9 protein-coding genes are annotated in these 13,649 nt (G+C 63.0%); 7 read left to right on the top strand and 2 right to left on the bottom strand.

Annotated elements, in window-relative coordinates; all coding sequences use genetic code 11:
- Positions 1-150 precede the first annotated feature (150 nt).
- Both Q0C28_RS05635 and Q0C28_RS05630 read left to right on the top strand, forming a co-directional pair.
- Complete coding sequence (locus tag Q0C28_RS05635; RefSeq protein ID WP_293573675.1) at positions 151-561, top strand: VOC family protein; 411 nt, start codon at positions 151-153, stop codon at positions 559-561.
- Entirely contained in the window at positions 558-1,484 is a 927-nt protein-coding gene (locus tag Q0C28_RS05630) for a glyoxylate/hydroxypyruvate reductase A (RefSeq protein WP_293573674.1), read from the top strand. Before Q0C28_RS05635 ends, Q0C28_RS05630 begins: the two co-directional genes overlap by 4 nt.
- A 510-nt stretch (positions 1,485-1,994) precedes the next feature.
- On the opposite strand, the gene Q0C28_RS05625 is transcribed toward Q0C28_RS05630, so the two are convergent.
- Complete coding sequence (locus tag Q0C28_RS05625; protein WP_293573673.1) at positions 1,995-2,957, bottom strand: LysR family transcriptional regulator; 963 nt, start codon at positions 2,955-2,957, stop codon at positions 1,995-1,997.
- Between the two features lie 83 nt (positions 2,958-3,040).
- Here Q0C28_RS05625 and Q0C28_RS05620 point away from each other — a divergent pair, with 83 nt between their 5' ends.
- Genes Q0C28_RS05620 through Q0C28_RS05605 form a run of 4 tightly spaced genes read left to right on the top strand, consistent with a single transcriptional unit; the run spans position 3,041 to position 10,657 of the window.
- Entirely contained in the window at positions 3,041-4,570 is a 1,530-nt protein-coding gene (locus Q0C28_RS05620; protein ID WP_293573672.1) for a trimethylamine methyltransferase family protein, read from the top strand.
- A complete protein-coding gene (locus tag Q0C28_RS05615) occupies positions 4,570-6,948 on the top strand; it encodes an FAD-dependent oxidoreductase (protein ID WP_293573671.1) in 2,379 nt (792 codons plus the stop codon). Before Q0C28_RS05620 ends, Q0C28_RS05615 begins: the two co-directional genes overlap by 1 nt.
- On the top strand, positions 6,948-9,350 hold the full coding sequence (locus tag Q0C28_RS05610; RefSeq protein WP_293573670.1) for an FAD-dependent oxidoreductase: 2,403 nt from the start codon (positions 6,948-6,950) through the stop codon (positions 9,348-9,350). The genes Q0C28_RS05615 and Q0C28_RS05610 overlap by 1 nt, the downstream gene beginning before the upstream one ends.
- On the top strand, positions 9,347-10,657 hold the full coding sequence (locus Q0C28_RS05605) for an aspartate aminotransferase family protein (protein WP_293573669.1): 1,311 nt from the start codon (positions 9,347-9,349) through the stop codon (positions 10,655-10,657). Before Q0C28_RS05610 ends, Q0C28_RS05605 begins: the two co-directional genes overlap by 4 nt.
- A gap of 157 nt (positions 10,658-10,814) precedes the next feature.
- Here the strand turns inward: Q0C28_RS05605 and Q0C28_RS05600 are convergent, their stop codons facing one another.
- On the bottom strand, positions 10,815-11,312 hold the full coding sequence (locus Q0C28_RS05600) for an NUDIX hydrolase (RefSeq protein WP_293573668.1): 498 nt from the start codon (positions 11,310-11,312) through the stop codon (positions 10,815-10,817).
- A 611-nt stretch (positions 11,313-11,923) separates the two neighbouring features.
- Between Q0C28_RS05600 and Q0C28_RS05595 the strand changes: the two genes are divergently transcribed.
- A complete protein-coding gene (locus tag Q0C28_RS05595) occupies positions 11,924-13,639 on the top strand; it encodes a tryptophan halogenase family protein (protein WP_293573667.1) in 1,716 nt (571 codons plus the stop codon).
- Positions 13,640-13,649 lie beyond the last annotated feature (10 nt).

Raw genomic sequence — 13,649 nt, 5'->3', positions numbered from 1 at the left:
CCGCCACCAGAACGGGCCAGCCACCGCAACAGGCCAGATACCAAAACAGGCCAGCCACCGCGCATTTTTACGGTCTAGCGGGACAAACCACCTATCCATTCCGCACGGCTGCTCCTATTCCTTTGACCCAGGACATCAAGGAGCAGAGAGATGAGTATTTTTCACCTGGCCTATCACGTCGATGACCTCGACCAGGCGCGCGCGTTTTATGGCGGTCTCTTGGGATGTCAGGAGGGCCGCAGCACCGACACATGGGTCGATTTCAACTTCTTCGGCCACCAGATTTCGCTCCACCTCGGTCCAGTGTTTGCCACCGCCAGAACCGGGCGGGTCGGCGAACATATGGTGCCGATGCCACATCTCGGCGTGATCCTGCCCCAGGCCGACTGGCAGGCGCTGGCTGACCGTCTGGTCGCAGCCGAGATCGATTTCATCATGCCACCCACCACCCGCTTTGCCGGGGAGCCGGGCGAGCAGAGCACCATGTTCTTTCAAGACCCCGCAGGCAACCCGATTGAAATCAAAGGGTTTGTGGATATGGCCGGAGTATTTGCCACATGATCACCGTTCAATATGCCGCCCGCTCCGACCGTTGGGAGAGCCAGGAAGCCCCCTTGCGGGATGCCTTCGCCGCCGCCGGGCTGGAGGTCGATCTGCGCCGCGATCACGCCCCCGAAACGGTGGATTATGTGATCTATGCCCCCAATGGCGACCTGCAGGACTTCACGCCCTACACCCGCTGCAAGGCCGTGCTGAGCCTGTGGGCCGGGGTGGAAAAAATCGCCAACAATCAAACCCTGACCATGCCGCTGTGCCGGATGGTGGACCCTGGATTGACCGCCGGCATGGTGGAATGGGTCTGCGGCCATGTGCTGCGCTATCATCTTGATATCGACCGTTCGATCCACACCCAGGACCGCTGGCAACCGCGTGTTCCCCCGCTGGCAGAGGAACGCCCCGTCACCGTGCTGGGCCTCGGCGCGCTGGGTCAGGCCTGCGCCAATATGCTGGCCACGCTTGGCTTTCCTGTCACCGGCTGGTCGCGCTCGCCAAAATCGCTGGAGGGCATCAGCTGCCGCCATGGCAGCGAGGGATTGCAGCAGGCATTGCGCGACGCGGAAATCGTCGTCCTGCTGCTGCCGGACACAGCCGCCACCGAAAACACCCTGAACCGGGAAACCCTGGCGATGCTGCCGCGGGGCGCACGGCTGATCAATCCGGGACGTGGTCCGCTGATCGACGATGACGCGCTCTTGGCGGCGCTGGACAGCGGCCAGATTGGGCACGCCACGCTCGATGTGTTCCGCATCGAACCGCTGCCCGCAGACCACCCCTATTGGGCGCATCCGAATGTCACCGTCACACCCCATATCGCAGCCGAAACCCGCAGCATCACGGCCGCGCGTGTCATTGCCGAGAACATTCGCCGCGGCGAGGCGTCAGAGCCGTTTCTCCATCAGGTTGACCGCAATCTCGGGTATTGAGCCTGCGGCGGCGACCCCTGCGGGCAACAAGGTTAACAAATGGTAACCCCTGCGCACGCATCGCTGAACATTCGTTTAGATCGCAGCGCTATACTGGGGCCAATCGCGATTATCGGACCCGGGTCTGGCACCCCGGGCCCATCCAGGAACCGGGCCCCTACAGTCTGGGGCTGTGCAAGGATTTACGCACGCAGGCCGCTGGCCTGACCACCTCCGCCCCCGTGGCGGCGCCGTCCACTTTATGCCCACTGAAAGACCGACCAAACACCAAGGGAAAAATCCACCGCAGGAAAGAGTGACCGACAAGGTGGGATCTGCTGAACACAGTTTGAATTGACACAGTTTGGTTCAATACAGCTTGGTGTCGCACCGAAATCCCGCGGGTGATTGTCCACCCGAGGGCGGATGCCTCACATCCCAACCCGCGGCCGCCTATGGGCAGGCCGCCACACAGTGCTGCGCGCTACATAAATCCACCGCCCAAACCGGCTGCCCAAACCCGCTCTTCGGTCACTCCGCCGGGCGGATACTGCTGCGGCCAATTTCGCCCATATAGTCAGAGATCTTGTCCCGCAGCACCCGCTCGGACAGCGCGGCAAAGGCCTGCGGCAACCCCTGCAACTCGTCTTTGCGCGCCACCACGGTCAGGGTGCGCGACAGCCCCACCACCGGTAATTTGCACAGCCGCAGCCCCATGTTTTCAACCAACCCGTCAATCAACAAGGTCGGCGTCAGCAGGCTAAAGCCCTGCCCCGCCTCCACACAGGAGGTCACCATGCTGGAACGGTCGGCCTGAATGACCTTGCGGGGCTCAAACCGCAACCGCCGCAGATGCTGCGCGATCTGCCGCCCGGCATTGGTGGTATCGCCAAACCGGACCAGCGGCAGCCGGGTCTGGATCGCCTCCAGACTGTTGGTCGCCCCGTCATACCCCGCAGGCAGCACCAGCAGGTAGTTTTCGGTCAGCACCGGATGACGCTCCAGCCCGTCCATATCGAGAAACGGGTTCGAGGTGATCGCCAGATCCGCCTGTTTGGTGCGCAGCAGATGTTCGTGATTGCCGCTTTGCCCGGCGTGCAGGGTGATGTCTTCGACCCCGAAATCCTGTTGCGCCAGCTCGATCAGCCCCGGCGTCAGCGTGGTGGCAATGGAGGCTTGCAACCCCACCCGCAACAGCGACAGTGATTTCTGCCCCACGTGGCGCAGCTCGGTTTCCATATCCGACAGCGCATCCAGAATTTTCTGCGCCTTTCCATGCAGCCGCGCGCCCGCGTAGGTCAGCCGGGCGGGCCGGGTGCTGCGATCCAACAGCGTGGTGCCAAAGGCCGCCTCCAGCGCGGTGATATGCTGCGACGCCGCAGGCTGCGACAGGTTCAACAGCCGCGCCCCGGCGCGCATCTGGCCGGTTTCTGCAACAGCAACAAAGACTTCCAGCGACCGCATCAGACGGGGAGAGAGGTTACGCTGATCCATGCGGCATCATCCTTAGTATAATTCTGACTTATACTGTTGGGATTTTCTTGGTTTTCGTCAACCGCTGCGCAAACACTTTGGCCATGACAGCTCCACGTTCTTCCCGCCGCCGCCGAAGCGCCAAGACCCGCCCCGATGACACCGCGCGCGCGCCCTATATCCAGCGCCAGCTTGGCACGTTCAACGTGCTCAGCGAGGCCGGTCTGGAACAGATCGAAGCCAACGCAGACATCATCCTGGCCGACACCGGCATGGAATTTCAGGACGACCCGGAAATCCTGACCCTGTTTGCCGATGCAGGCTGTGACATCGACGGCACGCGGGTGCGCTTTCCGCCGGGGCTGTGCCGCCGCCTGATCACCGCGACGGCACCGGCGCAATTCCAGCAACATGCCCGCAACCCCGCCAATACGATCCAGCTGGGCGGCGATGCCAGCGTGCTCTGCCCCGCCTGGGGCCCGCCCTTTGTGCATGATCTGGACCGCGGCCGACGCTATGCCTCGCATCAGGATTTCACCGATCTGGTCAAACTGCATCACACCCTGCCCTGGTTGCATCACTCTGGCGGGGTGGTCTGTGAACCGGTGGATCTGCCCGCCAACAAACGCCACCTCGACATGCTTTATGGCCATATCCGCCACTCTGACCGCGCCTTCATGGGGGCCTTCATCGGGGCCGAACGTGCAGGCCACGCCATCGACATGGCGAAGATCCTGTTTGGCGAAGCCTTCGTGGCCGAAAACGCGGTGCTCTACTGCGTGTCCAACACCAATGCGCCGCTGGTCATGGACAGCCATATGTCCGGCGCGCTGAAAACCTACGCCAAGGCAGGCCAGCCCGTGGCCTGCACGCCCTGGGTGCTGACCGGCGCGATGTCGCCCGCCACCGTGGCTGGCACGCTCGCGCAGGTTCTGGCCGAAACCATGGCCGCCATGGCCCTGACCCAACTGGTGCGTCCCGGTGCGCCCTGTCTGATGGGCAGTTTCGCCTCCACCATGTCGATGAAATCCGGCGCTCCGACCTTTGGCACGCCAGAGGCCGGGCTTCTGGTGCTGGCCGCCGGGCAACTGGCCCGCCGTCTTGGGGTGCCGCTGCACACGGTCGGCACGCTCAGCGCGTCCAAACTGCCCGACGGCCAAAGCCAGCAGGAAGCCACCTGGGGCCTGATGATGTCGCTCTTTGCCGGGGCCAATCTGATCAACCACGCGACCGGATGGCTCGAAGGGGGGCTGGTCACCTCGTTTGAGAAAACCATGCTGGACCATGATATCTGCGGCAAAGTTGGCCGCTTCTTCGACGGCATCGACATGAGCGAAAACGCCCAGGCGATGGAGGCGATTGCCGCAACCGGCCCCGGGCAGCATTTCCTCGGTTCCGAGCATACGCAGGCGAATTTCATGTCCGCGCTGTTCCGGCCCTGGACCCCCGATGACAACTCTTTCGAACAGTGGCAGGCGGCGGGCGAAAAAGATGCCGGCACCCGCGCCAACGCCCTGTGGAAAGCCCAGCTGGACAGCTACAGCGACCCGGGTCTCGACCCCGATATCGACGCGGCGCTGCTGGATTACATCGCCGCGCGCAAGGCCGAAGTGCCGGACCGGGAGTATTTCTGATGCCCCGTATCCTGATCATCGGCGGTGGCGCCATCGGGCTCAGCATCGCCTATCATCTGGCCAAACGCGGGGCCGATGATGTGACCCTGCTGGAGCGCAATCAACTGACCTCCGGCACCAGCTGGCATGCGGCAGGCATTGTCGGCCCGCTGCGCGCCACCCCCAATATGACCCGGCTGGCCATGGCCGCGCTGGAGGTCTTTCCCGCGCTGGAGGCTGAAACCGGTCTCTCCACCGGCTATCGCAGAACCGGCGGCTACTGGCTGGCGCGGGAGGCCGCACGGCTGGATGAATTGCACCGCATCGCCGATCTGGGCCAGACCCTCGGGCTCGACCCACGGGTGATCGCCGCGCAGGATGTGCCGCTGCCGCATCTTGATCTGCGCCAGCATCTGGGCGCGTTGCAGGTGCCTGAAGACGCCAATGTGAACCCCGTCGATCTGTGTATGGCCTACGCCAAAGCGGCGCGCAGCCGCGGGGTCCATCTGCGCGAACAGGCCGCTGTCACCGCCCTGCTGCGCGACGGCTCCCGGATCACCGGGGTCACCCTGGCCGATGGCAGCCACATGCAGGCGGATGTCGTGGTGCTGGCCACCGGAGCCTGGTCGCGCGAATTGGCGGCAGGGATCGATGTGGCGCTGCCGCTGCAAGCCGTGGAACACATGTATGTGGTGACCGAACCCCTGCCCGATCTGCCCCATCCCTTCCCGGTGATCCGGGATCTGAACCGCGGCATCTACCTGAAGGGCGATGCCGGCAAACTGGTGATCGGCGGGTTTGAACCCAACGCCAAATGCTGGAACCCCTACGGGCCCGAGGGCAACCGACCGTTTCTGGAAATGGCGGAAGACTGGGATCAATTCACCCCCTTCATGGAGGCCGCGCTGGAGCTGTGCCCCGCGTTGGAAACCGCAGGCATCCAGCATTTCATGAACGGCCCCGAAAGCTTCACCGCCGACACCCGCCCGCTGGTGGGGGAAACCCATATCGATGGTCTGTTTGTGGCAGCGGGCATGAATTCCGTGGGGGTCATGTCCTCGGCCGGGATCGGACGGGAGCTTGCGGATTGGATCGTGGATGGCCACCCGTCAATGGATCTGTGGGAGGTCGATGTCGCGCGGGTGGATCCCGCCACCGCGACCCCCGATCACATGGCCGCACGCATGAAAGAGGCCGTCGCCGACCTCTTTGCGCTGCACTGGCCCTACAAACAGCCCAAGGCCGGGCGCAACCTGCGCCAAACGCCGCTGCATGATCTATGGGCCGCCCAAGGCGCGCAGTTCGGCCTGACCGCTGGATGGGAGCGCGGTTTGTACTATGGCCCGCAGCAACCCTATTCCGTCGCCGCCCAGGGCTGGTGGCCCCTCGCCAGGGCCGAGGCTGCGGAACTGGCAGAGGGCTGCGCGCTGCTGGAGCTGAGCCCCTTTACCAAGGTGGATATCACCGGCGCCTCCGCCTGCGCGGCATTGAACCAGCTGACCACCGCGCAGATGGATGTGGCGATTGGGCGGGCGGTCTACACGCAGTTGCTGAACCCACGTGGCGGGATCGAGATGGATGTGACGATCACCCGTTTGGCGAAGGATCATTTCCATCTGACCTCGGGGGCCGCCACGCGTGCGCGCGATCTCGCTTTCCTGCGCCGCACCCTGCGCTCGGCACTCAGTCAGGATCTCCGCATCACGGATGTGACCGAAGACTTCTGCACCATCGGCGTCATGGGATCTGGCAGCCGCGCCCTACTGCAGGGGCTGGGCGATCTTCCCGACATGGCGTTTGCACAGGCCGCAGAGGCGGTGATCTCCGGCATCCCGTGCCGTGCAACCCGCGTCAGTTTCGTGGGCGAACTGGGCTGGGAGCTGACGGTGGCCAATGCCGCAGCCCCTGCCCTGTTGCAGAGCCTGTTGCAGGCCGGCGCGCGCCCGATGGGTCATTTCGCGCTCGACGGCTGCCGCCTGGAGAAAGGTTTCAAACACTGGGGCCACGAATTGGGCCCGGACATCACACCGCTGGAGGCCGGGCTCGCCTTCACCATCGACTGGTCCAAGGACTTCACCGGCAAGGCGGCACTGGAACAGCAGAAAGCCAAAGGCGTGCAACGGCGGCTGGTCCTGCTGAACATCGAAGGCGCAGCCCTGATGTTGCACGATGAACCGGTGTTCGAAGGCGGCACCCATGTGGGGCTGACCACCTCTGGCGGGCGCGGTCCACGCACGGGGCAGAACCTGTGTTTTGCCATGATCAATGTCACACCGGGCGAGACGCTGGCCGAAACATGCGAGCGGAAATTTACAGTTCGGGTCGCCGGGCAGGAGTATAGCGCGCAGCCCCTGCGTCGCCCGCCCTTTGACCCCAAAGGCGAAAGGATGCGTGGCTGATGAGCGCGACAACACAAGCCCAGGTCACCATCATCGGCGGCGGCGCCATGGGCGTGTCCCTGATGTATCACTTGGTCAAAGCTGGCTGGTCCGATGTGCTGCTGGTGGAAAAAAACGATCTCACCCACGGGTCGACCTGGCACGCCGCCGGCCTGTGCACGCATTTTGCCCATAACCCCACCATCCAGGAGCTGCGCGCCACCTCGGTGCGGCTCTACCGCGATATCCTGCCCCAGGAAACCGGGCGGGACTGCGGGTTTCACCGCTCCGGTGCGATGCGCATCACCAGCAACCCCGACCGGATGGATGAATTTCGCCATGTCGCGGGCCTGTCGGCCTTTACCGGCTACCCGCTGCAGATCCTGACGCCCGAGCGCATCGCCGAATTGTTCCCGCTGGCGCAGTTGGAGGGGCTGATCGGCGGCATCTATGAACCTGATGACGGACATGTGGACCCCACGCTTGCCACGCAGGCCATGGCGGAGGTGGCCCGCCGGGGCGGTGCCCGCATCCTGCGCAACTGCCCGGTGCTGGCCATCGAACGCCAAGGGGCGCAGTGGCGGCTCGACACCGCCAAAGGTGCGGTTGAGAGCCGGCATATCGTCAACGCGGCGGGCACCTGGGGCTGGGAAATCGGCAAGATGATGGGGCTGAACATCCCGTCGGTGCCGGTGCTGCACCAATATCTGGTCACCGACCGGGTGGACGCAGTGGCCCGCCGCATCGAGGACGGACTGCCCGAATTGCCGATCATCCGCGACCCGGAAGAGAGCTGGTATGTGCGTCAGGAACGCGACGGTCTGATCCTCGGCCCCTATGAAAAAGACGCCAAAGTCTGGTCCGTCGACGGTGTCCCACCGGAGTTTGGCGCCGATCTGATGCCGCCGGATCTCGACAGTGTGGAACCGATCATTCTGGCCGCCATGGAACGCATCCCCGCACTTGAAACCGGCGGTGTGAAATCGGTGATCAACGGACCAATCACCTTTACCCCCGATGCCAACCCGCTGATTGGCCCAGCGCTTGGTCTGGACAATGCCTGGCTGCTGACCGGATCCTCCATGGGGGTGATGGAAGGCGGCGGCGCGGGCTGGTTTCTGGCCCATTGGATGACCCATGGCGCACCGCCGATGGATGCGCTGGCCGTGGACAGCCGCCGATTTGGCAGCTGGGCAGATCGCGACTATCGCGTGGCCAAAGCGGTGGAGTGTTTCGGCCTGCAATTTGGTGTCCACTACCCGCACGAAGAACGCCCCGCTGGCCGTGGTCTGCGCCTGTCGCCGCTGCATGATCTGATGGTGCAGCGCGGTGCGGTCATGGGGGCGGCCCACGGCTGGGAGCGGCCGAACTGGTTCGCCGATGCGCCGGGCGCCATTGCGGAAGAGACCTTTCGCCGGTCCAACTGGTTCACGCCCGTCGCCGCAGAGGTGGCAGCCGCTCACACCCGCGTGGCGCTGGCTGATCTGTCGGTGTTCTCCAAATTTGATGTCACCGGACCGGATGTCACCGCTTTTCTGGAGGATCTTGGCGCCAATCACGCGCCCAAACCCGGCCGCATCAGCCTGACCCATGCGCTCACCCCGGCAGGTGGAGTCGCGTCGGAATTCACCGTGAGCCGCCTGTCTGCGGATCACGCCTATCTCAACAGCGCGGCGGCCGCCGAAGACAGAGACGCCGACCTGCTGCGCCACGTGGCAGCCCGGCATGATGTGCAACTGCGCAACCGGACCGAAGATCTGGCCGTGATCGGCATCATGGGGCCCAAAGCCGCAGAGGTGCTGCCGCAGCTGGCCGATATGGGCTGGCTGCAGGCCCGCGAAACCCAACTCCACGATGTGCCGGTGCGCGCGTTGCGGGTGTCCTACATCGGAGAAAGCGGTTGGGAACTGCATGTCGTGCGCGAACACGCCGTCGCCCTGTTTCTGGCCCTGGAAGAGACGGCCAGGCCACATGGTCTTGGCTTTTATGGTGCCTATGCCGCCAATGCGATGCGGCTGGAAAAAGGCTATCGCGCCTGGGGCAGTGATCTGACGAGCGAGCGCAGCCCGCTGGAGGCAGGCCTGACGCCATTTGTGCGCAAAGCCCTGCGTGCGGATCTGGCCCGCGACACCCCCTGGGACATGGTGCTGCTGGAGGTTGAGGCAGGCCAAACACCCGCGGATGAGGTCGATCCCTTCTACGCCCATACCCTCTGGCGTGATGGCCAGCCCGTAGGCATCGCCACATCCGGCGCCTTTGGCCACCGCACCGGCAAGGTGCTGGCGCTGGCCTATCTGCGCGATGCCAGCGCGCGCGACGGGCTGACGATCTCCATTCTGGGGCAGCATCGCGCTGCAACCATCCTGTCCCGCCCCCCATTCGATCCAGACAACACCAGACTCAAGACCGGAGGTTCCGCATGACCGATCACCCCCTGCACACCGATTGGGACTTTGCCAATACAGCGGCCCGCCGCGACCAGTTCTATGCCGCTTCTCTGACCCGGTTCACCCCGTTTCGCGACCCCATCGTGTTTCAGCAAGGGCGCGGACAGTATCTCTGGGACACGGATGGGTGCAAATACACCGATCTTCTGGGCATGAATGTCTGCATCTCGGTGGGGCATTCGCATCCGCGCGTGGTGGCCGCGGCCACGGCGCAGGCCCAAGAGCTGACCCATTGCACCACCATGTTCTACCACCCGACACCGGCCCATCTCGCCGAAGAGCTGGCCGCGACCATGCCCAAAGGCCATGACTGGGTGGTGCATCTGACCAACTCGGGCTCCGAGGCCATCGACCTCGCCATGACCATGGCCCGCACCTATACCGGCCATCTTGATCTGCTGGCGCTGCGCACCGCCTATCACGGCCCCACCGCAGCGGCGCAGTCCATCACCGGGATCTCCGGTTGGCGCCATCCGGGCATGCCCGGCAATGTGGCCTTTGTGCCGGAACCCAACCAGTATCGCGGCATCTTTGGCCCCGGCACCCAGCCCTATCTCGACGAAATCGACCGCACCATTGCCACGGCCACATCGGGCCAGGTCGCGGGCATGTTTGTAGAAAGCGTCCAGGGCTATGGCGGCATCATCGAAATGCCACCCGGCTATATGTCGGGCGCAGCAGACCGCGTCCGCGCGGCAGGCGGGCTCTATATTGCGGATGAGGTGCAATCCGGCTTTGGCCGCACCGGCGCGCATTTCTGGGGGTTCGAGGCCGATGGCGTCGTGCCCGACATCGTGGTGATGGCCAAGGGGCTGGGCAACGGCTTTCCCATCGGGGCGGTTGTGGCGAAAAAACACATCGCCGCGCCCATGGCAGAGAAGTTCATGTTCCACACCTACGGGGCCAACCCGACCTCTGCGGCGGCCGCGCGTGCCGTGCTGGCGGTGATGGCGGACGAAGGCCTGCAGGACAACGCCCGCGTGGTCGGGGCAAAGCTGCTCGAGCGGCTGCACGATCTGAAGGACAAATACCCCACCATCGGTGATGTGCGCGGCAAAGGGCTGATGTTGGCCATCGAATTGGTCAAAGACCGCGCCGACAAGACCCCCGACAAAGAGGCCACCACCAACGTCTTTGAAGCCTGCCGCGAACAGGGCATCATCTTGTCCAAATCCGGCCCGTTCCAGCAATGCCTGCGCATGGTGCCCCCATTGTGCCTGTCGCTTGACGATGTCGATCACGTCGCAGCCGCCCTCGACCGCGCGCTGGCCTCACAGGGCTAAGGCCCAGGCGCCTACTACCAGACGGGCAGCAAACAAACCCAAGGGGCGGCGGGCCACCAACAGTCCCGCCACCCTGTCAGCTACACCCACAACCCCCGTCCGCATGCGGCCTGCGCCCCTGGGTTAAGAGATCACGGGGTTAGGGGATTATACAGGGTTAGGAGCTCGTGGGTTCGGGGATCATGCGGCGGAACAGGGGGCGGTAGTCGGGTATGGCCAGATCCGGCAGGTCACAGGCCTGAGCGACGGTGAACCACTCCAGCGCGCTGTGTTCGTGGTTGTTGATCACCGGCGGCGGTTGCGTGTGGGCAGATGACGTATCTGTGGCTGCACCAATGCCGGACCACGCTCGCACGGCATAGATGTGATAGAGCGGTGGCGTCTGTGGGTCGATATGGGTGTCGCGGATCGTTTCGACATAGGTGCTGCCCAATGGGGCGATGGCGACTTCCTCTGCCAGCTCTCGGTGCAGCGCCTGTTCGGGCGTCTCACCCGCTTCGATCTTGCCGCCGATCAGATCCCAGCAATTGGGATATGTCGCCCGCAACGACGCTCGCCGACCCAGCAGAATTTTATCCCCCTGCAATAGCAGCGCACAGGCGTATTCGGCGCTGCGCAAGCCTGATATCATGGTGGATTTTGTGGTGGATGTCATGGTGATGCCCCCAATTGCGCCATGGTTTTGCGCCCGGCTGTTGTGCCGCTATGACTTATGCCTGTGTTTTATGCATGTATTTTATGGCCGGGTTTAATGGCTGTGTCTGCTCGCCAGTTCTGTGGAACTGCTCTGGCTGGACAATATCTGGCTGGAGCACGTCTGGCTGGATCGAGTGTGGCTGGATCATGTCTGGCCGGATCCAAACTGTGAGGATCCAGCAGCGCCTCTCCGTGTTCGCAAACCGTTTTGCCAGAAGGGCTGCCATGGCCGCGCACCGATCCGATGCAGATTCGTGTCGAATGTGGCGTGGATCATAGGCCGGAGCGCAGCCAAAATTGAACGCGTTGACCGGTGTTTTCGCAAGGGTTGAAATCACGCGAAACTCTATCAAAGTCGCATTAAACGCCTGTAATTCATTACATAAAACTCCGCCAAGACTGCCCAAACCCGCCAAACCAAACCAGCATGTCAGGCGATGTGCTACCCGCCACCACAACCCTAAAATGTTTCACGTGAGGTCACGGGCGCTTGCGTCGATGTTTCTAGCCAGACGTAAGAAAGTTGCGCTACGATCCCTTCAAAAAAAATACAAATAGGGACGGAACGACATGACCAAACGCCTCAGGAAAATCACCATCGTCGGCGGCGGCACGGCGGGGTGGATGACCGCATTGATTCTGGAAACGGAATTTGCGCGGACATCAGGACCCAAGGATCGGCCAAAAATCTGCCTGATCGAAAGCCCCAATATCGCCACCGTCGGGGTCGGCGAAGCCACCGTGCCCCGGATGCCCAAAACGCTGCGGCAGGCCGGGATTTCGGAACGGGCTTTCTTTCGCGAAACCAATGCCTCTTTCAAGCTGGGGGTGAAGTTCTGCAATTGGAATAATGATGCCAATGGCAAGCGCATCGACTATGTGAACCCCTTTGCCCATGGCCAGTTGCTGGACGGGCTGGAGGCGGCAGAGTATTTCCTGCGCTTTGGCAATGGGGATCGCGATTTCACCCAGTCGATTTCGCCCCATGACGATCTGGCCCGCATGTGCAAGGGCGCGCGACCGCTGGGTCAGCCGGAATTCGAGCAGCGCTTTGGCTATGCCTATCATCTGGACGCGGTGAAATTCGCAGGCATGTTGACCAAAGCCTGCACCAAACGCGGTGTCGAGCATATCCAGGACGAGGTGACCTCGGTCGAGTTGGATGAGCAGGGCAATGTCAGCCATTTGATGCTGGAAAAGAACGGACGCCATGACATCGAAATCGTGATCGATTGCACCGGATTCCGCGGGCTGATCATCAACCAGGCGCTTGGCGAACCGTTCAAGGATTACTCGGACTATCTGCCCAATGACCGTGCGATGGCGCTGCAGATCGAACATCCCGATCCCGAGAAGATCGAGAGTGTCACCCGCTCGACCGCGCTGGGTGCGGGCTGGACCTGGCGGGTGCCGCTCTACAATCGGGTGGGCACCGGTTATGTGTTTTCCTCGGCGCATCGGACCGATGATCAGGCGGCGGATGAATATCTCGAATGGCTGGGCGACAGCGGCAAAGGGGCCACGCCCCGGGTGATCCCGATGCGGATCGGACGGGTGCGCAACGCCTGGGTCAAGAACTGCGTTGCCATTGGTCTGGCCGGTGGGTTCATCGAACCGCTGGAAAGCACCGCCATCCATATGATTGATCATGCGGTGCGGTGGTTTGCCGAACATCTCCCGACCAAAGAGGTATCCCCTGCCCTGCGCAGCCGGTTCAACCGCCAGATGGACAAACTGTACGAAGAGGTACTGGAGTTCATCTGCCTGCACTACAAGCTGGGCAACCGTACCGATGATCCCTATTGGATCGACGCCCGCACCCAGATGAAGGTGCCGGACCGGTTGGCGGAGAACCTGGAGCTCTGGCAGCACCGCTTGCCGATGCCCCATGATATCGAGTTTGCGACGCTGTTTGATTATCGCGTCTATCAGACTGTGCTGCTGGGCAAACAGGTCTATGACACCGGCTTTGGCCCCGGGATCCGGGATCGTCTGCGGCCGCTGAAAAAGCCGATCTGGTATCAATGGTGGAAAGGCGCAAAGGTCGATCTGGCGCAGATCCTGAAGACCATGCCCGATCACAAAACGCTGCTGCGCGACATCCGGGGCGAGTTGGACCCCAAACACTTTGGCATCAACGCGACCGTAAAACCGACGGTGCAGATGCCGGGATGTGCGTCTGGCGCTGGGGCCGGATCAGGGGCTGTGCCTGCCCCCTTTGTCATCCAGAACATGCCAAGTGCGCAGGAAATTCAGAGCGGACAGAAAGACCTGCAACTGTTCTGATGCGCCCCCG

This window comes from Phaeobacter sp., from assembly GCF_022825805.1.
Taxonomy (GTDB): domain Bacteria; phylum Pseudomonadota; class Alphaproteobacteria; order Rhodobacterales; family Rhodobacteraceae; genus Phaeobacter.
This window is presented reverse-complemented; position numbering and strand designations above follow the sequence as displayed.